At 54.8% G+C, this 20029-nt stretch carries 16 protein-coding genes and 1 pseudogene; 13 read left to right on the top strand and 4 right to left on the bottom strand.

What is annotated here, in order from left to right; translation table 11 throughout:
* Positions 1-165: 165 nt before the first annotated feature.
* From ACQE3D_RS05505 to ACQE3D_RS05525, 5 genes are all read left to right on the top strand, one after another.
* On the top strand, positions 166-999 hold the full coding sequence (locus ACQE3D_RS05505; RefSeq protein ID WP_313728788.1) for a hypothetical protein: 834 nt from the start codon (positions 166-168) through the stop codon (positions 997-999).
* Between the two features lie 81 nt (positions 1000-1080).
* Positions 1081-1758 (top strand): transaldolase family protein, encoded by a 678-nt coding sequence (locus tag ACQE3D_RS05510; RefSeq protein WP_313728787.1) that lies wholly within the window; start codon positions 1081-1083, stop codon positions 1756-1758.
* A gap of 12 nt (positions 1759-1770) precedes the next feature.
* Positions 1771-3333 (top strand): NCS2 family permease, encoded by a 1563-nt coding sequence (locus tag ACQE3D_RS05515; RefSeq protein WP_313728786.1) that lies wholly within the window; start codon positions 1771-1773, stop codon positions 3331-3333.
* A gap of 738 nt (positions 3334-4071) precedes the next feature.
* Complete coding sequence (locus ACQE3D_RS05520) at positions 4072-4611, top strand: REP-associated tyrosine transposase (RefSeq protein ID WP_313728785.1); 540 nt, start codon at positions 4072-4074, stop codon at positions 4609-4611.
* A gap of 316 nt (positions 4612-4927) precedes the next feature.
* Positions 4928-5101 (top strand): hypothetical protein, encoded by a 174-nt coding sequence (locus tag ACQE3D_RS05525; protein ID WP_168031754.1) that lies wholly within the window; start codon positions 4928-4930, stop codon positions 5099-5101.
* Here the strand turns inward: ACQE3D_RS05525 and ACQE3D_RS05530 are convergent.
* Entirely contained in the window at positions 5098-5766 is a 669-nt protein-coding gene (locus tag ACQE3D_RS05530; RefSeq protein WP_313728784.1) for a Crp/Fnr family transcriptional regulator, read from the bottom strand. The two genes, ACQE3D_RS05525 and ACQE3D_RS05530, sit on opposite strands and share 4 nt — an antisense overlap.
* A 179-nt stretch (positions 5767-5945) precedes the next feature.
* Here ACQE3D_RS05530 and ACQE3D_RS05535 point away from each other — a divergent pair, with 179 nt between their 5' ends.
* The gene (locus ACQE3D_RS05535) at positions 5946-6494 is read left to right on the top strand and encodes a hypothetical protein (RefSeq protein ID WP_427501295.1); all 549 of its coding nucleotides are present in this window, start codon (positions 5946-5948) and stop codon (positions 6492-6494) included.
* Positions 6495-7098: 604 nt separating this feature from the next.
* Here the strand turns inward: ACQE3D_RS05535 and ACQE3D_RS05540 are convergent.
* Positions 7099-7767, bottom strand: a complete 669-nt coding sequence (locus ACQE3D_RS05540; RefSeq protein WP_313728779.1) for a hypothetical protein — start codon at positions 7765-7767, stop codon at positions 7099-7101.
* 435 nt (positions 7768-8202) lie between these two features.
* On the opposite strand from ACQE3D_RS05540, the gene ACQE3D_RS05545 reads away from it, so the two are divergent.
* On the top strand, positions 8203-8655 hold the full coding sequence (locus tag ACQE3D_RS05545) for a helix-turn-helix transcriptional regulator (RefSeq protein WP_313728778.1): 453 nt from the start codon (positions 8203-8205) through the stop codon (positions 8653-8655).
* Positions 8656-8736: 81 nt separating this feature from the next.
* On the opposite strand, the gene ACQE3D_RS05550 is transcribed toward ACQE3D_RS05545, so the two are convergent.
* Positions 8737-10149, bottom strand: a complete 1413-nt coding sequence (locus ACQE3D_RS05550; RefSeq protein ID WP_313728777.1) for a PLP-dependent aminotransferase family protein — start codon at positions 10147-10149, stop codon at positions 8737-8739.
* A 162-nt stretch (positions 10150-10311) separates the two neighbouring features.
* Here ACQE3D_RS05550 and ilvE point away from each other — a divergent pair, with 162 nt between their 5' ends.
* The 5 genes from ilvE to ACQE3D_RS05575 all read left to right on the top strand — a co-directional run bounded on the left by ilvE (position 10312) and on the right by ACQE3D_RS05575 (position 13877).
* On the top strand, positions 10312-11190 hold the full coding sequence (gene ilvE / locus ACQE3D_RS05555; protein ID WP_313728776.1) for a branched-chain-amino-acid transaminase: 879 nt from the start codon (positions 10312-10314) through the stop codon (positions 11188-11190).
* A gap of 274 nt (positions 11191-11464) precedes the next feature.
* Complete coding sequence (locus ACQE3D_RS05560) at positions 11465-11875, top strand: MauE/DoxX family redox-associated membrane protein (RefSeq protein WP_313728775.1); 411 nt, start codon at positions 11465-11467, stop codon at positions 11873-11875.
* 41 nt (positions 11876-11916) lie between these two features.
* Positions 11917-12705: a transglycosylase domain-containing protein gene (locus tag ACQE3D_RS05565; RefSeq protein ID WP_313728774.1), complete on the top strand. Its 789-nt coding sequence runs from the start codon at positions 11917-11919 to the stop codon at positions 12703-12705.
* 129 nt (positions 12706-12834) lie between these two features.
* Positions 12835-13143 (top strand): SPFH domain-containing protein, encoded by a 309-nt coding sequence (locus ACQE3D_RS05570; protein WP_313729456.1) that lies wholly within the window; start codon positions 12835-12837, stop codon positions 13141-13143.
* Positions 13144-13178: 35 nt separating this feature from the next.
* The gene (locus tag ACQE3D_RS05575) at positions 13179-13877 is read left to right on the top strand and encodes a sugar kinase (protein ID WP_313728773.1); all 699 of its coding nucleotides are present in this window, start codon (positions 13179-13181) and stop codon (positions 13875-13877) included.
* A gap of 180 nt (positions 13878-14057) precedes the next feature.
* Here ACQE3D_RS05575 and ACQE3D_RS05580 read toward each other — a convergent pair.
* Positions 14058-14273, bottom strand: a pseudogene (locus ACQE3D_RS05580) (IS256 family transposase); the annotation flags it as partial.
* 407 nt (positions 14274-14680) lie between these two features.
* On the opposite strand from ACQE3D_RS05580, the gene ACQE3D_RS05585 reads away from it, so the two are divergent.
* A complete protein-coding gene (locus tag ACQE3D_RS05585; protein WP_313728772.1) occupies positions 14681-19981 on the top strand; it encodes a non-ribosomal peptide synthetase in 5301 nt (1766 codons plus the stop codon).
* The last annotated feature ends 48 nt before the right edge of the window (positions 19982-20029 follow it).

Consider the following 20029-nt stretch of genomic DNA (forward strand, 5'->3'; position numbering starts at 1 on the left):
AAAACCGGGTTTACAGCGATCCGCTATCGGTCTATCGTGGCAAGGCGTCTTTTGCCGCTTAGTTTGCAAACTACCTTTCGTTGATTAAGGGTATCGCGGCGCTTGCCGCCGTCGGCCGGGCATTCCGTCGCCGTCGCGATGATCTTTTTTTGGGGAGGAATGACGATGCAACGCAAATCTTTCAAATGGCTGGGATTGGCGGCGATGGCCGGATTCGGCCTGACCAATACGGCTCTGGCCAGTCAAACCGTCTGGGACGTCGGGACCGCCGAACTGCGCTTCGACGCCGACGAATTTTTGTTTTCGATCGCCGACGACGGCGCCAACGCCAGCGGGAACGTGCAAGTCACGCCGATCCCCGCCGCCGAACTGGCAATCATGCCGATCGCCAACGGTTTTAAAGTGGACTTCGGCGGCCGGATGCAAGTCTACGACGATACCCACGGCTTGACCGACAACGGCGTGGCAGGGCTCGGTTCGATCGATCTGAAATTCAATTTCGCGCCGAAGGCCGGCTACCGGATTAGCGGCTACAACGTGGCGTTCACCGGCCGGTATTCGTTTCAGGGCAACGCTTATTCGTCGGCTTATCTCAATCTGTCCGGCGACGTGCGATCGGTCGACGACCTATTCGGGAACCACGGTTTCGGCGTCGGCGGCGCGCCGGCCAATCAGTTCACCGCTTCGATACTGGCCGTGACCCAGGTCGAGGCTTACGAGCAAATCGTCGGCTACACCACCGAATGGGTGTCGGTATACATTGGCACCGAATACAGCGATCCGAATTGCCAGGAAGACGGTTGCCCGCTTCAAGACGTTTACGAACGGATGCAAGTCGAAACCCCGGTTTACGACTGGTACGACATTCCGGGCTACGCCACGATCGCCATCGACAGTTTGAGCCTGTCCGCCAATCTGGAACCGGTGCCGTTGCCGGCCGCGGCCGGGTTGTTCGCCGCCGGCCTGCCGTTGTTACTGGTCCGCCGCCGCGCGGGGTGATCGCCGGATTGCCGCCGATTTGCTTTCCCGGCCGGCATTCTCAATAATCGCAAGCTGTTTTGACTGTCACGGATTGCGATTATGTTCGAACTTTATTTAGACAGCGCCGATCTGGGCGCGATTCACGCTCTCTCCGCCAGCTTGCCGCTGGCTGGTGTCACGACCAATCCGACTATTCTGGCCAGTAGCGGTCAAGGCTTGCAGCAATGGCTGCCGGCCCTGGCCGATATTTTCCGCGGACAGCTTCGGGTACACGTACAAGTCGTGGCGGTGACGACCGAAGCCATGGTCGCGGAAGCGCTCGAACTGGCGGCATTGCCCTACGACATTGTCGTCAAGATACCGGCGCATGCGCCTGGTCTGGCCGCGATCAAGCAAATCAAGCGGCAGCACGACATTCCGGTATTGGCGACCGCGATTTACAGCGTGCAGCAAGGCTGGTTGGCGGCGCTGAACGGTGCGGACTATCTGGCGCCGTATTTGAACCGGATCGACAACCTGGGTCAGGACGGCCTCGGCGTGGTGGGCGACTTGCAAGCGCTGATCGACCGTTACCATTTGCCGAGCAAATTGCTGGTGGCCAGCTTCAAAAACGTCCAGCAGGTCTTGCAGGTCTTGAAGCTCGGCGTCGCGTCGGTAACGCTGCCGCCGGACATCGCCCGTGCCATGTTGGCCGCGCCGGCCACCGACCGGGCCGTCGAGGCGTTCTCGCTGGATTGGCGCGGCGTACACGGCGAACGGCTGTCGTTTCAAAGTTAAGCCGGAACTACGATGCCAAGCGATGCGCACACGTCGTTCCGCTGGTGGCGGGCCGGCGATTTGGACGGCTTTTTCGGCCTGTTTGTCGATAACCTGATTCAACTGATCCTGATCGTGGTGCTGTGCGGCAACCTGCTGCAAATGCCGGGCGAACTGGTGTTTGGGCGGATTTTGCCCGGCGTCGCGGTCAGTCTGCTGGTCGGCAATGGCTTTTACGCCTGGCAGGCGCGCCGGCTAGCGTTGGCGACCGGCCAAGCGCAAGTGACCGCGCTGCCCTACGGCGTCAACACCGTGTCCTTGTTCGCTCACGTGTTGTTCGTGATGAAGCCGGTGTTGGAGCAAAGCCACGACGCCGAATTGGCCTGGCGGGTTGGTTTGGCGGCCTGCCTGGGTTCCGGCGTCATTGAGCTGGCCGGCGCCTTTCTGGCCGGCTGGGTTAAGCGCATCACGCCGCGCGCGGCCCTGCTGGCGACGCTGGCCGGCATCGCAATCACGTTCATTGCCATGGATTTTTGCTTTCGGATATTCGCCCAGCCCTTGGTCGGCTTGCTGCCGCTAGCGGTGATTCTGCTGCAGTACATCGGCCGATTGCGCCTACCTTTCGACGTGCCGGCCGGTCTGGTCGCGGTGGTGTTGGGCACCGGGTTGGCTTGGGGCTTGGGGCGGATGGATGCCGCCGCGTTGAACGCCGCGTTCGCGCTGAATCCGCAATGGCCGGCGTTGTACCTCGGCGATTTGCTGGAAGCGACTTTCTCGAACTATTTGCTGCAATTTCTGCCGGTCATCGTGCCGATGGGCTTGTTCAACCTGATTGGCTCGCTGCAAAATCTGGAAAGCGCCGAGGCGGCCGGCGACCGCTTCGGCGTGCGTAGCTCGCTGGCGATGAACGGCGTCGGCACAATCGCGGCGGCCTGCTGCGGCAGCGTGTTTCCGACCACGATCTACATCGGTCATCCCGGCTGGAAAAAGATGGGCGCCGGCGCCGGCTATTCGGTGGCCAACGGCGTCGCTATCACCATGCTGTGTCTGTTGGGCTTGGTCGGCTGGGTGGCGGCGTTGGTGCCGGTCGAGGCCGGCGCGGCTATTTTGCTGTGGATAGGCATCACCATCGCCGCCCAAGCCTTTCAGGCCACGCCGGCCGACCATGCCCCGGCGGTCGTGGTCGGTTTCTTCCCGGCCCTGGCGGGCTGGGGCCTGTTGATGTTGGAAAGCGGCTTGCGTGCCGCCGGCGCCAACGTCGAAACGGTCGGCTTGACCGCGTTGACGCAACAGTTGCCGATCGCCGGTTTGATGGCGCTGGAACGCGGTTTTATTTTCACGTCGATGATTTGGTCGGCGCTGACGGTCTGTTTAATCGAAGCCCGCTACCGCGCCGCCGCTTATTGGGCGCTGGCCGCCGCCGCGATCAGCGCCACCGGCCTGATGCACGGCTACGCGATCGCCGGCGGCGCCATCGTCAACGCCTACGGCCCGGCCACGACCTGGCCCTTCGTCGCAGGCTACGCGGCGATGGCGGCGGCGTTTTGGATGGGCGGCTGGCGGGCGTCCTGCAAAAAATCGGGAGTACAAATCTAGATTTGTACTCCGGCAAATTGCCTGCGTCGCTTGGCGGCTTTGAGTTGATCGCGGCATTGGTTAGGCCACAGCCATCCGTCAAGCGTTTTTCTAGGTCTATATCGTTAGGGTTAGCTGCGCGGAGATAGTTTCAGGTAGGCACACCTGGACATCTCCCGGAGTACAAATCTAGATTTGTACTCCATGACACGACGCTTGCTCTGGTGGACAAAGCCGACTGACCGGGAACTCGCTAGCAGAAAAATAGCGGATTTTCCGGCGAGAGCGGCGTTTCCGAGTGCAACTCCAGATGGGGGCGTCGGCTGATAGGTTGCAAAGCTTCTGGGGTTATCGCGCCTGCGATAAGTTTTCGCCATCCGCTTAGTCCATTCTCTTAAGATGTTGGCTCGGGGTCTGGTTGTCCGTTAGCCGGAGTACAAATCTAGATTTGTACTCCAAGCACGACGCTTGCTTTGGCGGATAAAACCGACTGAACTGGAAACGCGCTAGCCGAAAATTAGCGGACTTTTCGACGAGAGCGGCGTTTCGGAGTGCAAGTCCAGTTGGGTTCGCCGGCTGATAGGTTGCGAAGCTTGGCGTTTATCGCGCCTGCGATAAGTTTTCGCCATCCGCCTAGTCCACACTCTAAATATGTTGGTTCTTGGTCCGGTTGTCCGTCTCCCGTAGTACAAATCTAGATTTGTACTACCGATAAATTTCGTTAGACTCGGAAGAGGACTTTCCGGGGAGTTGAAGCCGATGTTTAAGAAAGGTCGACACGCGCCGGCGCATTTACAACTCGATCGCGCGCAATATTTCGTCACTGGTGCGATTTATCGAAGGCGGCCGCTACTGCGAGACCACGACGTTAAGCAATATTTGTTGGAAACCATGCGGGATTGTCTGGCCGAAAAAGCTTGGCAACTTGAACACTGGGTGATACTCGACAACCACTACCATCTGACGGCGACCAGCGCTCTTGGGAGCGACTTGCCGAAAATCTTCCGCAAACTCCACGTGTTGTCGGCCCGCTATATCCTGGACCGCCAACATTCCGAATTACCGATTTGGTGGAACTATTGGGACTACTGCCCGCGCGACGAACGCGACTACTACGTGCGCTTGAATTATCTGCTGAACAACCCGGTTAAGCACGGTTACGCGAGCCGCTTGGAGGACTACCCGTATTCCAGTTTTGGTCAAACCTTGGCGAGTTTGGGGCGCGAGCGTTTGGCCAGGCAATTTACCGAGCACGCCGGTTATCGTAGCCTGAATTTGCCGGAAGATCGGGACGATTAGCGGGAATACAAATCCTGAGTTGCACATCCAAGCTTTGATGCCCGCTAAAAATGGATGCGGTTTGGCGGTATTAAGCCCTAATCAAGGCTGGAATTCACGACCGTTGGGTTGGCGGCAACGCATTGTCGAAAGAAGACAACAAACTCAAAGCCGGCAACCGGTGCCAGCGACTCATTGGAGTACAAATCTAGATTTGTATTCCGCCTCGGTGACTTAGTCACTGATCGCCATTAAGCCCAGGGTTACATTGGCATCGTCCGCCGCCGCCAGCCGGTATCGCGGGCGTTCCGATAACTAAAAACGGTAGGTAATGGCTATGAGAGACTTGATCTTCGGTTTTGCCGAGAGCATTTTGCATATGAATCTGCGCGATCCGCACGACATTCCGTTCGCATTGCCGCTGATGTTGGCGGCGGGTTTGGGTTTTATACTGGGTTTTATCTTCATCCAATTGCTGGGCAACGAACAACGCCAACAGCGCGACGATTAGTCGCCGCCGGTCAGCAATCCCCGCAACGCGGCGGCGTCGACGATTTCGATGCTGCCGCGCTGCAAATTCAACCAACCCAGGCTTTCGAAGCGCTTCAAGTGTCGGGATACCACTTCCCGCACCGAACCCAATTCCAGCGCCAGTTCCTGATGGGTTTTGTGGATCGTGGGGCCGTCGGCCGCCAACAGGGTTTGCGCCAGGCGCTGGTCGATGCTGGCAAAACTCAGCGCCGCCATCCGCTTGATCACGTCGGCCAGCCGCGTCGAGAAATTGCGAAACACGAATTCGCGGAAGAACGCCGACTGCTGCAGGCAGCGGTGGAACACGTGGGCCGGAATCGCGAAGGCGCTAACGTCGGTTTCGCTGTAACCCTCGGCCGGATACTGGCTGTCGCCGAGCAGGCAGGAGGTGGTCAGCACGCAGGAGTCGCCCGGCAACACCCGGTACAATAACACCTCGCGGCCGTCGGCCGACAAAATCTGCGCCTTGACGCTGCCGGACAGCAGCAACAAATAATGCTCGCAAGTCTTGCCCGGATAAAACACCTGCTGCCCCGCCGGCACCGTCACCAGCGTCGCCGCCTCCATTAATTGTTCCACCACCGCGTCCCGGCAACCGGCGAATTCCGGGAAGCGGTCTTTCCAGGCGTTGGCGTGTTTGAGCATGGCGGTCTCCGGCGGGATTTTTGTGGCTGGATTATAAGGCGGTTTGGGGGATTGAATGGGGTTTGAGCGTTGGGGCTGTCGCGCGCTTGGTCGGTTTGTTAGAATGGATTTGATTTGGTGTTTCACGGCGTAGCGTGTGAAATACAGAACTATCTAATAACTAGTTAGAGGACATCACCGTGATTTTTGATGCCGACACAATTGCAAAGATCATTGGGCCAGTTCTCTCGCTCGTCCTGGGCGCCCTGTTCAAGCACTACACGGAGGCCCGAGCTAGGCTCGTGTCATTCATCGGCCACGTCTCATCCTTCACGCTGCAAGACGAGAAACGAACGGTTGTTCACGCCCACAGCGTTGTGGTGAGAAACGCAGGCCGTAAAGCGGCACACAACGTCCGCCTGTCGCATACAGTGCTTCCTCCCAATGTCACAGTTCATCCGCCTGTGCAGTACACAATTGAACGAAACCCCGAGGGGGCGGGTGAAATTCTCATCCCCGTGCTGGTCGCAAAGGAGCAAGTCACCGTTTCCTATCTCTACTTCCCGCCGCTCACTTGGAACCAAGTTAACGCAAGCACCAAGTCTGATGAAGGCTTTGCGAAGATTCTCAACGTCATCCCAATGCCACAACCGAGCAAGGCCGTATTGGCGGCAGTGTGGTCCCTCATCTTCGTGGGTGCTTCGTTCCTTTTCTACTGGCTCGCCAAGTTGGTGGCCTATGTCCTCTAACCTTTCGTTCCAGTTGCGTAGGGTGGGCACGGCGTTTGTGCCCACGCGGATTGAAAGCAAATCTATCTTGTGTTTCGCTAACGCGTAGCTGATTTTAACGTCGGGTCTCGGCCCGACAGCCGAGTTTCTTTCTTTTGCTTGGCCTCGGCAATTGCTCCTGCATTGCTCTACCTCCTGCATCCATGCAGTCGAAAAGAAAGTATCCAAAGAAAAGGCCACCCCATGCCGCTTATATCCTGCGCTCCTGCGGGTTTGAACGGGGTTTTTGGAAGGGCTATCCATAGCCCTCCAAAAACGCGATGCATCCCTGCATCGCCCCTAACGGGCAAATCCGCTCAAACCCTCCGGTGCTCGGCGCGGCATCAGGGGACAACCCCCGTCGCGATTGTAACGTTGCCCAATCAGCCCGCGTAGGTACGATTAGCGGTAGCGTAATCGTACGCATGTTGTTGACTTTGCCGCGACTGATTTTAATGTCGGGTCTCGGCCCGGCATCAGGGGACAACCCCGTCGCGATTGTAACGTTGCTTAATCAATACGCTCAGCCTTGCAATCTCTCGCTGCGGAGCTTGGCGCCGTGAGATAGTCGCATTGGAGTACAAATCTAGATTTGTACTCCAATGCGTGGCTTGGGCGGCTCCGGTTGGGAAGCGCGGGGTTGAATCGCGGCTGGTCGGCCGAGCGAAAAACACTCGGCGTCGAGTATCGCGGGGTCGACATCGGGTAAAAAATACTCGGCGTCGAGTATCGCCGGGTCGGCGTCGGGCAAAAAACACTCGGCGTCGAGTATCGTTGGGTCGACGTCGGGCAAAAAACACTCGGCATCGAGTATCGTTGGTTCGGCATCGGGCAAAAAAGACTCGGCGTCGAGTATCGCGGGGTCGACATCGGGTAAAAAATACTCGGCGTCGAGTATCGTTGGTTCGGCGTCGGGCAAAAAACACTCGGCGTCGAGTATCGTTGGGTCGACGTCGGGCAAAAAACACTCGGCATCGAGTATCGTTGGTTCGGCGTCGGGCAAAAAAGACTCGGCGTCGAGTATCGTTGGTTCGGCGTCGGGCAAAAAATACTCGGCGTCGAGTATCGTTGGTTCGGCGTCGGGCAAAAAATACTCGGCGTCGAGTATCGTTGGGTCGACGTCGGGCAAAAAACACTCGGCGTCGAGTATCGTTGGGTCGACGTCGGGCAAAAAACACTCGGCGTCGAGTATCGTTGGTTCGGCGTCGGGCAAAAAAGACTCGGCGTCGAGTATCGCCGGGTCGGCGTCGAGCAAAAATGACTCGGCGCCGCATGTCGCTGGTGGTCGGCCCTAGCCGCGTAGGGTGGGCACGGTGTTTGTGCCCACGCGGATTGAAAGCAAATCTATCTTGTGTTTCGCTAACGCGAAGCTGATTTTAACGTCGGGTTTCGGCCCGACAGCCGAGTTTCTTTCGCTACGAAAACCATCCCTGGTTTTCGCCCCGCGGGCCAGCCTATTGGCTGTTCAAATTCGTTCCAGACGAATTTGTGCTTGGCCTCGGCAATTGCTCCTGCATTGCTCTACCTCCTGCATCCATGCAGTCGAAAGAAAAGTATCCAAAAGACAAATCCGCCGGGAGCGGATTTGGACGCCATTCTTCTCCGTTCCACTAGCAATGTTGCCTGTCTCGTTTTTTGTGTACGGCCATCGGCTTGGTGCAGCTAAGGTGGCCGCGGACTTCTTGAAATCGTGGTCTGCCCGCTTGCCGCAACTCATCAGTCGGCACTGGACAGCTTGTGCGAGACTTTGTTGGACTTGTTGGACTTGTTGGCGTTGGCCGAGATTCGGCCTAACGCTATCCAGTCGTCGCGGTCTCAAGCCGTTACCGTACTGGAAATCAAACGCCATGTCGAACGGCGACTGGCCGATCCGGCGCTGAATGCAAGCGGCATTGCCCAAGCCGTCGGACCGTCGCCGCACTATATCAATGCCCTGTTCGAACAAGAACAGCAATCTCTGATGCGCTATGTTCTGCAGCGACGCTTGGAGCGCTGCCATCAAGCGATCGCACGACGGCAAACGGCGGGATTGACGATTTCGCGGATTGCCTTTCGTGGGAGCTTTAACGAGTTGGCGCATTTCAGCCGGGTATTTAAAAAGCAATATGGCGTGTCGCCCAGCGCATTGAAATTAGCGGAGTAGACTTAGAACCAGATTGTTCTGGTGCAAACGTCTGTTCGATGAGGCCTCTTTGAATTGCAGGGGAGGGCAGTAAAACCCAGGTCATTGCCCGCCGACCATCTGCGCCAATCTGACCAAGGCCTGATTGACCCGTTCGTCCCAATCCACCGCGCAATTCAGGCGGATGAAATTGCGGTATTTTTGCGTCGCCGAGAACATTGGACCGGGCGCGATGCTGATGCCTCGCTCCAATGCTCGCCGGCTCAACGCCGTCGCATCGACCGTTTCCGGCAACTCCACCCAGATCACGAAGCCGCCCTCCGGCTGGGTCACGCGGGTGCCGAGCGGAAAATAAGCGCCGATGGCCGCCGTCATTCTGTCCACCGCTTGCCGGTATTGGTTGCGCGCTTGACGCAGATGGCGTTCGTAGCCGCCCTTGGCCAGCATTTCCGCGACCGTCAATTGCGCGTGAGTCGGCGTCGCCAAGTTGCCGACGTATTTCAGGTACTCGGTTTGCTCCAGGTACGGTCCCGCCACCAGCCAACCCACCCGTAAACCGGGGCACAGCGATTTGGAAAACGACGAGCAATACAACACCCGGCCTTCGCTGTCCCAGCTTTTCGCCATAGCCGGCCGTTGCGGGCCGAAACCCAAGTCGCCGTATATATCGTCTTCGATCAGCGCGATTTTATGGCGGTTGACCAACTCTACCAGCGCGCGTTTGCGTTCGTCGCTCATGCAGTAGCCCAAGGGGTTGCTGTAATTGGGCACCGCGATACAAGCCTTGATCGGCCATTGCTCGCAGGCCAGTTGCAGTGCGTCCAGCGCGATGCCATCGCGCGGATGGGTCGGAATCTCGATCGCGCGCAGTGATAACGATTCGATGACTTGCAACAGCCCGTAAAAGGTCGGCGATTCGACGGCGACGATGTCTCCCGGCTTGGTAACCGCCCGCAAGGCTAGCGTCAGCGCTTCCTGGCAGCCGTTGGTGATCAGGATGTCGTCGGGATCGACCGGGCAGCCCTGTTCCGACATGCGCCTGGCAATTTGTCGGCGCAATTCCGGTTCACCCGGTGGGAACTCGTAATTGGCAATGCGCTGACTGTAACGGCGGGCGACACTGGCCGACAGCTGGGCCATTTTTTGTGTCGGTAAAAATGCCGCCGCCGGCACCGCCGCGCCCAATTGCACGATCTTCGGATCGTTGGTGGCCTTGACCAGACGCAATACCCATTCCTGACCCGTCACCAGCGTTGGTTCGCGCGGCGGTGCCGACATCGTTGGTTCATGCAGCGAACTGCGTGGGCGCGGTTTGACGTAATAGCCAGAACGCTGCCTGGCTTCGAGATGGCCCTGATCCTCCAGCAAACGCAAGGCGCTGACCGCCGTCGCGGTGCTGACTTGGTGCTGCCGGCTAAGCTGGCGTACGCTGGGCAGGCGTTCCCCTGGCCGGTACAGATTCTGGGCGATGGCGTTATATAAATGTTCGGCGAGGTTTTCGTAACGAAGATTCATGGCGGCGAGCAATACAGTTTCGGCGCTTGGCAACAGATACAATTCAATTGTGGTTAAAATTGTATCGATATAATTAACAGAGTTTGCATCTGTATCGATTGCCGGATCATAGCCTAAAGTAGCGCCTCCAACCAACTCATTAGAACAGCTCAGGAGGATACGATGGTCAAGCAATCGGTAACTTGGTTGAACGGCCAACTGCTACCCACAGAACAGGCGACCGTTCCGGTCAACGACCACGGTTTGTTATACGGCGACGGCGTGTTCGAAGGCATACGCTTTTACAAGCGCCGTGCCTTCCGTCTGCAACGGCACTTGCAGCGGCTACAGCTGTCGGCGCGGGCGATTGCGCTGGCAATACCACTCTCCACCGAAGAATTGAATGCCGTGATCGAACGACTGATCGAAGCGTTTGCCGACGATGACGGCTATATCCGCCTGATGGTGACGCGCGGCGCCGGACCGCTGGGCTTGAATCCCAATAGCTGCGTGTTACCCAATGTCATCGCCATCGCCGACCAGTTGACGATGATTGCAATCGCTGAACAACAGGCCGGGGCGAGGTTAATCGTGTCCTCGGTACGCCGTTTGCCGGCCGACGGCCTCGATCCGCGCATCAAAAGCCTGAATTATTTGAACCACATTCTGGCCAAAATCGAAGCCAACCATGCCGGCGCCGACGAAGCGATACTGCTCAACGGCCAAGGCCGGGTGGCCGAAGGCACCGCCGACAACATCTTCCTCGTCCGCGACGGCCGCTTGCTGACGCCGCCGTGCAGCGAAGGCGCGCTGGAAGGCATCACCCGAGAATTGGTGTTACAGTTGGCGCAAGACAATGGCATCGAAACCAGGGAGCAGCCGCTGGGCGTTTACGACCTCTACGCCGCCGACGAATGTTTCTTGACCGGCACCGGGGCGGAACTGATTCCGGTCGCCAGTATCGACTGGCGATCATTGCCAAATTGCCCCGGCCCGGTATTCCAACGCTTGCAACAGGCTTTTCGGCGGACCATAGACCAAGAGTGCGGAGTGGTCTTATGAATTCATTGGAAAATTTGCAGTTGCAGGCGCGATACAGCCAGTGGGTCAATCAGCGTCTGTACGGCGCTTGCGCATCCTTGCCGGACGCCGAACGCAAATAGGTATGCGCAATGCGGCCGACGCCGGCAAGCGTTTAGAACTGGGTAAAAGCGCGCTTAAAGCGTTGGGGGTATTGTGAGAACGACGATGCCTAACCGGACAACGACTGGGATGCCGGTAAATTTGCCGCGACGATTGTCGATGCGCCGTATCTTTTAGCACCTGGAGACTTACCATGATTGAACAATCAACTCTAAAAGACGCCGAACGCGTCGTTCGCGTGCTGATGGCGATCATTCTGCTCACTGCCGGCACCAGCAAGTTTTTCAGCCACGGCGGTTTTTTCGAATACTACGCGGGGTTGTTTCAAGGCGACCTTCGTATTCGGCTTCCCACATGGCTGGTCAAGGCTTACTTGTACGCGATACCGTTCATCGAAATCGGACTCGGCTGCGTGCTTCTCAGCAATCGCCATAAAATACTTGCCGTTTATGGCTGGTTCGCCTTCATGCTAAGCCTGCTCATCGGTCACTACATCCTGCAAGAATGGTCTTCCGTCAATCAGATGCTCGACTATTTCTTTCTAGGATTGCTTTGCCTGGTATTGCCCAGGCATCAATCGTGGCTTAGACGGGACATTGCATGACTGACAGGCGGATCCGGACGCTAGGGTTCTAGGTGTGCAGCGTGAATTTTAGACCACTGACGCGTGTTGTCGCGGTCCTGCTTTTGCTTTCCGGCACTGTGTTGACTGGCTACTATGCCAACGAAATCCGTGTTGCGCGTAGCGAGACGCCCAAAATTCTAGCCCTAGCCTGGCAAACCCACGGCAAACGGATCAGCTTACGGGATCTGCCGCTCCAACGTTTGCAATGGCTCCTGGCGATCGAGGATCCGGCCTTTTACCAACACCAAGGGGTGGACCTCTACACACCGGGTGCGGGCATGACGACGATCAGCCAGGGTTTGGTCAAGCTGTTATATTTTCCAGACGGATTTCAGAAGGGTATCGCCAAGATTCGCCAAACCTTGATAGCCCGGTACGCATTCGATACGCTGGTGTCGAAAGAAGAACAACTGGCGTTGCTGCTGAATACCGCATACCTGGGGCAAGTGAACGGTGTCGCGATTTATGGTTTTTCCGCCGCCGCCGAAACCTATTTTCACCGGAATTTTGCCGCCCTTTCGGATGGAGAATTCAAGTCGCTGGTAGCCATGCTTGCCGCTCCGGACCGGTTCGTTCCCGGTTCTTCCGCGCTGCTTGAGCGCACCGCACGAATCAACGCATACCTGTCGGGCGCGTACCAACCGGCGAGCGTTCTGGATACAGAGTACGACGGTAAGACTAAAGGCTCGCTCGGAGAAGAGGTTTTTATGGCTATGCTACGGCTCATCACAGGCGCAAAACCGCAGATTCAAGCCAATTCAGCGGTCAGGCACAGCCAACCCGTAATTCCGTCAGGCCCGTCACATTAAGTCAGGCTCGGTGAGTCACATTTGAAATGGTCTAATAATCCCGGACGCTTCTAAAGGCAGAATTCATACTACTTAAAAAGGTGGTCATAAGTAACGACAAAAACGCCGGATTCAGGATCAACGTTTGTCATTAAAACTGTCAATGGCAAGGTTCGAAAAAAAGGCAAAGGCTTGAGCTTTTTCTACAATGTCGCCACGGCTTCGATCGCCGCCGTACCGGTCAGTGCTCAGGAAGCTCCCTTCATTTTCAAGCTGTTGACGGCAGACTTTCAATCTGTGACTGTGCAAGGCCAGATGACGTATCGTGTGGCCGAGCCGGAAAGCATGGCCGAGATGCTGAATTACAGCCTGAAAAACGACGGTCTGACTTATGTTTCGGAAGACCCATTGAAACTGTCGGATATCAGTGGCGTCTGCAAGAGGCCGAACGGACGCTGAAAGCATTGGGCCGGTTTCAACTGCTGGAACGGCGTTTGCTGCCCAATTACCAGTTTGGACCAACTGATATCGTGGTCACCATCGGCCAGGATGGACTGGTAGCCAATACCCTGAAATATCTCGAAGGCCAGCCGGTCATTGCCATCAATCCCGATCCTGATCGATGGGATGGGAAACTGCTGCCCTTCGAAATAGGGGAGTTACAATCAGTGGTGACGCGTACCCTTGCCGGCAAGTCGGCTTGCAAAACCATTACCTTTGCTGAGGCAAAGACCAATGATGGTCAACGCATTCTGGCAGTCAATGACCTGTTTGTCGGACCGAAAAGCCACACTTCGGCCCGATACCTGCTGTCGTGGAATGGCCGAGAGGAAACTCAATCATCGTCAGGCATCATTATCTCGACAGGCTTTGGCTCGACAGGCTGGTTTCAGTCGATCTTGGCAGGGGCCTTAGGCGTTTCCGGCAGCGAGTCCCATCCGCTTAAGAAGGGTTTTGCCTGGCATGAACAACGCTTGCAATTTACCGTTCGTGAACCGTTTCCGAGCCGGACTACCGGTACCAGCTTGGTATTCGGCGCCATCACACTCGCCACGCCGCTCAAACTGGAATCGCAGATGCCTGAAAATGGCGTGATCTTCTCGGACGGTATTGAAACCGACTACTTGGCATTCAATTCCGGTACCGTGGTGACGATCAGTTTGGCAGCGACTCAAGGGCAATTGATCGTTTGAATTTGGAATTTGACACATATTTAGGTATTTCAACGCCCCCGCCGGTTTCAAATTGAAACCAATCTGACGCCAACAACAAAAGACCAGCTTTGGCACTGATGGGTTTTTGAAGTATCAAATGCTCGGAACCGGCCATAGGACTAAGAGAAATAGTCAAATCTGGTGTACGGCTGAATTGAATCAGGCGGCCATCTGCTGGGTTTCTTCAGTTTTCCACGTTTCCGTGATGACAGCGATGCCGTCCTGAAAACGGATGCCCTCAATCACCTCTGGCAGGCGTTTAAATCCGCGTATCTTGCGCCAACTTTTTTCGGCGACCAGCGCCAGTCGGAACACCAAACCCAACAAGGTATTGCGGGACAGGCAATTCTTAGTGCAGGTCGTTCGATGGCAAATAAAATCAACAACTTGTTAATGCAAGTTTGGCTTTGAAGGAGGGTGAATGTTTTCTTCTGGGTTTTTGGACATCTTCTAATGGACTGTTCAATTTCTCGGCGCAAGCCCTCCCAACTGCATCATCCGGGCAAAAACGGACAGATTGCAAGGGTGCTTTTGACCTGTTGCTACGCCAACACTATGGTGGGGAAATTATTTCCGTTAGTCGTCTCCATTTCAAATAACCGGTTTCAAGGAACGTTAGGTTTCTATTGTCAACCGACTAAAGCGCTCAAGCGCTACCGGTTTTACGCCACTTAGTAACAAGACAAAAGCAACACGCGATTATGAATTGCATTTGAAATTAGGGGCGGAAATTCAAAGACGAAATTTCATTCAACATTGGGTTGGATAGAACCGGAGGCAAGATGTTAAACGAGCGACATTATTTTGATGGTTCCGCCAATGATGTTTTAAGGGTAGAAGGAGCCACTTCTCTGACGGATGTGTTGCAGCGACGCGCAGAATGTCATCCTCACCGGATTGCGTATACATTTTTGGATTATGGCGCATCAGGCCAGCATTCGCTGACCTATGGCGAACTGAATGCAAAATCCAGGCAATTAGCCGCATTGTTGCTGCAGATGGGTTTGCAAGGTGAGCGAGCCTTATTACTCTATCCGCCCGGCCTAGATTACATCGTGGCCTTTTTTGCTTGCCTTTGTGCAGGGGCGATTGCTGTTCCGGCCTATCCGCCGAGTAATAATCGGCATATGCCCAGACTACAGGCCATTCTTGATGACAGCAAAGCCAAAATAATTCTTACCACCCAGCAAGTTGCCAAGAACATTCGTCATTTTCCCAGCGCCACGGGTAATTTGTTAGACAAGCATTGGTTGCAAACTGATGTCGTCGAACACAATGTCGATGCAAGCTCATGGCAGGCCCCTATCCTACAAGCCAAGGATTTGGCCTTTCTACAATACACCTCGGGCTCTACCGGCGACGCAAAGGGGGTGATGATTAGCCACGGTAACCTGATGGCTAATCAACAGTTAATCAAACGCCGATTTGGCCACGACGAACGGTCGACTGTGGTCGGTTGGCTCCCGCTTTATCACGACATGGGCCTGATCGGTAATGTCATGCAACCCCTGTATTGTGGCGCCAGTGCAATTTTGATGGCGCCGATGGCGTTTTTGGAAAAACCGCTACGCTGGTTGCAAGCCATTAGCGATTACCGTGCGCATACCAGTGGCGGTCCTAACTTTGCTTACGATTTGTGCGTCCAAAAAATCAATCGCGATGAATTGATGGGGATTAATCTCAGCAGTTGGCAATTGGCATTCAATGGCGCCGAGCCTATCAATCCGCTGACCTTGCAACGATTCAGCGACGCATTTAAGGCATGTGGATTCCAACAGCGTTCATTTTATCTCTGTTATGGCCTGGCCGAAGCAACATTACTGGCGACTGGCGGCGATAAACAATCCCTTCCAAAGATTCGCGCATTCGATAAAGCTGCCTTGGAACAACGCATAGTCCATTCGATTGATGATAATCAATTGAATGCCAGAAGCCTTGTAGGATGCGGAACCATCGATATTCATGATGGACAAGACTTGCGTATTGTCGATCTTGATAACGCCACTTGTTGCCCGAATGGTCGAATCGGAGAAATCTGGCTGAGCGGTCCCAGCGTGGCCCAGGGCTATTGGCAAAACCCCGAGATGAGCGGTAAAGCTTTTGTCAAAGATTTCAAAGGCCAATTCTGGCTACGCACGGGTGATTTGGGATTTATAGACAAGGGTGAATTGTTCGTTTCCGGGCGCCTAAAAGACCTAATCATTATTCGCGGTCGCAATTATTATCCGCACGATCTTGAATATGCTGTTGAAACGGCAACCGATGCTTTGAACCCTGCCTCAACAGTGACATTTTCGGTTGATGACGGCGATGGTGAAAAGCTGATTGTGTTAGCCGAATTAAAGCGCAGTCGGGTCAGACAAGGTGATTATCGAAGCGAATTCTCTGCCATCCGTACCCGATTAACCGAAGAATGCGGTATCCAAGCCGACCAGATTTTGTTTCTAAAACCCGGCGCTATTTTAAAAACCAGCAGCGGAAAACTTCGGCGAAATGCTTGCCGTGAACTTTTTATCCAGCAGGGGTTTGAGTATATCGCCATCGACAACTTACGAGTGTCGGGCGAGGTATCACAGTCTCTAGTGAATGTTGATTCGGGGGCAAACGAACGCCGCTTATTGCGCCAAGCTTTACTCAAGATGAATAGCAGCAATGCCGCCGACTTATTGGCGGAACATCTTGCACTGAAAGCCTCGGGATTATCCGGATTGGCCGCAGGTACTGTCGAGTCAAACTATACACTATCGCAACTGGGTTTAGACTCGTTGAAAGCCGTGGAAATGAAATATTTCATCGACGACTTGCTGGGTATCGATCTACCCATCACTGACTTACTCGGTAGCTCAACCTTATCTGCTTGTGCTGTAACTGCGCTGAATCAGGCCAAACATGCGGCAAACCTACCCGTTTCTCTTGCCAATGTCGGCATAGAGAAGGCATCGAACTCTGCTATGTCATACAACCAAAAGGCATTGTGGACACGCGCACAAATAGCACCCAGCAATGCCTCGCACCACATGTCCATAGCATTGCAAATCAGGGACGAATTAAACCGCGAAGCGCTGGGTCGCGCACTGATTGAATTGCATGAGCGTCATGCACAATTACGTGTTGGGTTTAAGCTGGGCACTGATCAACATCCGGTTTGTCTAGCTATTGACCAAGTAGGATTGCTGGAACAGGTTGATTGTTACGACTATTCGCAGCAAATCACGAATCTGCAAAATTTCGTCAACAAGCCGTTTGACCTGGAACGTGGACCGTTACTGAGATGCGGGGTATTCAGTTGTGATGATGACTATCCTGTTCTGGCATTTTGTGCGCATCATTTGATCGTCGATTTTCGTTCTCTGCAAGTATTGCTGACGGAGTTACAAACACTCTATTTAGCTCAAAGCGCCGGTCAGACATCTCTATTGTCATCCTCTACTTCGGTTTACTCGGATTATGTCGCATGGCAACGGAATTATCTGGACAGCACTGCCGCAGAACAAGACTTGAACTATTGGCGGCAGCAGCTGGCTGGTGAGTTACCCAGGTTGGAGCTGCCAGGTGAACGTTCATCAGCCGGTGCCGATTCATACCAAAGCGCTGCAGAAACGCTACATATTTCGGCTGAAACGTTGCAGAAGCTTAAACGATTGGCCGCAACCCATCACACCACGCTGTATACGCTGTTATTGAGTATCTTTAAGACCCTGCTGTACCGCTACAGCGGTCAAACCGATCTAATCGTCGGCAGTCCAACCTTAGGACGGCCTAAACGTGAATTTGCCGATTTAGTGGGTTATTTTGTCAATCCAGTCGCATTGCGTAGTCGACCTCATGGCGAACAGCCATTCTGCGATTACTTGGCTCATGTCAATACCACCGTGCTGGAAGCGCTCAATCATCAACAATATCCCTATGCTTTGTTGGTGGAAAAGGTTTTGCATCGCACTGCCAACGATATAGCACCATTTCGGACCTGGTTCGTGTTGCAGTCCGCAGATGATCCATTGGCGGCGGCGCTGGCCTTGGGACAATCGGGTATTACTGGCCAATGGGGTGATATTGCGGTTGAAACGGTTGCCTTGCCGGAACGATCGGAAGAGTTCGATTTGGCCTTGCTATGCGCGGAAATTGATCAGGGTTTGAAGGTCGTGTTTAGCTATCGTTGTGACGTCATGAGCCGATTGACAGCACTGCGTATGCTGGGACATTTTCAATGTCTGCTGAACGGCATATTGGCGGAACCCACCGCCCGGTTGAGTCAATTACCGTTTTTGACTGTGCCGGAAAAACAGCAGCTGGCTGCATGGAATAGCACGACAACTTGTTACCCAGAGCACCCGAGCATCGTTGATCTATTTGAAGCGGCTGTAGATCGTCAACCCCAGGCAACGGCTTTGATATTTGGCGAGCAGCGAATTTCCTATGTCGAGTTAAATCAGCGAGCCAACCGGTTGGCGCATTATCTGATCGCACAAGGTGCCGGTCCGGAGCGTCGCATCGCATTAAGCATGCCCCGTTGCTCTGCCTTATTGATCGGCATGTTGGCCATTTTGAAAGCAGGTGCGGTCTATGTGCCGGTTGATCCAAGCTATCCCCAAGAACGGCAGACTTATTTGTTTCAGGATGCTGGGGCTGATTGGTTATTAACTGTGATGTCCTTGGCACCGGCTTTGGATTCCGGCCACTTGGTGAAAATCTGCGTCGACCAACCTCACGAGTTTAGCGCTTATAGTGCGGCAAACCCATCTTTAATACGTTTTCCGACATCCGCTGCCTATTTGATTTACACCTCCGGATCGACCGGGCACCCCAAAGGGGTGGTGGTCAGCCATGCCAATCTGTTGCATTCAACATTGGCGAGAAGCGCTTACTATCGCGAACCGCTTGATTGTTACCTGCTATTACCGTCGTTTGCATTCGATAGCTCGGTTGCGGGCATTTTTTGGAGTTTAAGCCAGGGAGCCGCGCTGTGTTTGCCTGACGACAACCTGCTTAAAGAACCGCTGGGTTTGGGGGCCTTGATTGAGCACAACCAGGTCACCCACCTGTTAACCCTACCCTCGTTATATCAACTCTTGCTGGAACATCTGCCCAGCGTTGCTTTGCAAAGCCTGCGTACCGCCATTGTCGCTGGTGAAGCCTGCCCAGGTGTCTTGACTGAGCTTCACCACACACGTTTACCGAACGTCGAGTTATTCAACGAATACGGTCCGACCGAAGCCACTGTTTGGTGCAGCGTATATCGCGTACAACCGACCGATTGCGATGCGACTCTGCCGATAGGCACTCCCATTGCCAATATGCGCATTCATATTGTCGATGCGGCGATGCAGCCTGTTCCAGTCGGTGTGGCAGGCGAGTTGCTGGTTGGCGGCGAGGGTATTAGCCGTGGTTATCTCGGCCAACCCGGTTTGACCGCAGAACGCTTTGTACCGGATCCGTTCGCGCACAACGGCGGACGCTTATACCGAACTGGCGATCGGGTGAGGTATCGCGCGGACGGAAATATTGAATTTTTAGGGCGTTTCGATCAGCAAGTCAAAATCAGAGGCTATCGCATTGAACTCGGTGAAATCGAAGCCTGCTTATTGCGTCATCCAGGCGTGAATGCCGCCGCCGTCATCGTTCGAGAAGACGCACCGGGTATGAAGCGTCTGGTCGCCTATTGGAGCGGTGATGCTTCGGTTCAGGATGGGTTGAAGTCTCTGCTTAAGGATGGACTGCCCGACTACATGCAGCCATCGGCTTGGGTATGGCTTGAGTCCATGCCGTTGAATGCCAATGGCAAGCTGGATCGCAAAGCGCTGCCAATGCCGGAAATTCGGACCGACGATCAAGACACCTTTGTGGCGCCGCGCGACGAGGCCGAGGAAGCGGTAGCGTCTATCTGGCGTGAAGTCCTGGGTATTGATCGTTTGAGCATTCACGATGACTTTTTCGAGCTGGGAGGACACTCATTGGCGGGCGTGCAAGTGATGGCAAAAATACAGGAAATGTTCGCAATCGATCTACCCGTCAACGTGTTGTTCGAGGCAACGACGCTAGCCAAATTCGTTGATCGCATGGCTGAGTGTCAGAGTGAAGAATGATGAAGCATAGCCTGGATTTTGGAGCGAATTGGTTCATTTCCAATGGCT

Origin of the sequence: Methylomonas sp. MS20 (assembly GCF_050275925.1) — a bacterium.
In the GTDB taxonomy this organism is placed as follows: domain Bacteria; phylum Pseudomonadota; class Gammaproteobacteria; order Methylococcales; family Methylomonadaceae; genus Methylomonas; species Methylomonas koyamae_A.

What these genes read in the sequence shown, in the direction of transcription:
- ilvE (WP_313728776.1), top strand. Translation starts at nt 10,312, where the DNA reads ATGGTCAAGCAATCGGTAACTTGGTTGAACGGCCAACTGCTACCCACA.
- ACQE3D_RS05585 (WP_313728772.1), top strand. Translation starts at nt 14,681, where the DNA reads ATGTTAAACGAGCGACATTATTTTGATGGTTCCGCCAATGATGTTTTA.
- ACQE3D_RS05520 (WP_313728785.1), top strand. Translation starts at nt 4,072, where the DNA reads ATGTTTAAGAAAGGTCGACACGCGCCGGCGCATTTACAACTCGATCGC.
- ACQE3D_RS05505 (WP_313728788.1), top strand. Translation starts at nt 166, where the DNA reads ATGCAACGCAAATCTTTCAAATGGCTGGGATTGGCGGCGATGGCCGGA.
- ACQE3D_RS05525 (WP_168031754.1), top strand. Translation starts at nt 4,928, where the DNA reads ATGAGAGACTTGATCTTCGGTTTTGCCGAGAGCATTTTGCATATGAAT.
- ACQE3D_RS05560 (WP_313728775.1), top strand. Translation starts at nt 11,465, where the DNA reads ATGATTGAACAATCAACTCTAAAAGACGCCGAACGCGTCGTTCGCGTG.
- ACQE3D_RS05515 (WP_313728786.1), top strand. Translation starts at nt 1,771, where the DNA reads ATGCCAAGCGATGCGCACACGTCGTTCCGCTGGTGGCGGGCCGGCGAT.
- ACQE3D_RS05530 (WP_313728784.1), bottom strand. Translation starts at nt 5,766, where the DNA reads ATGCTCAAACACGCCAACGCCTGGAAAGACCGCTTCCCGGAATTCGCC.
- ACQE3D_RS05510 (WP_313728787.1), top strand. Translation starts at nt 1,081, where the DNA reads ATGTTCGAACTTTATTTAGACAGCGCCGATCTGGGCGCGATTCACGCT.
- ACQE3D_RS05550 (WP_313728777.1), bottom strand. Translation starts at nt 10,149, where the DNA reads ATGAATCTTCGTTACGAAAACCTCGCCGAACATTTATATAACGCCATC.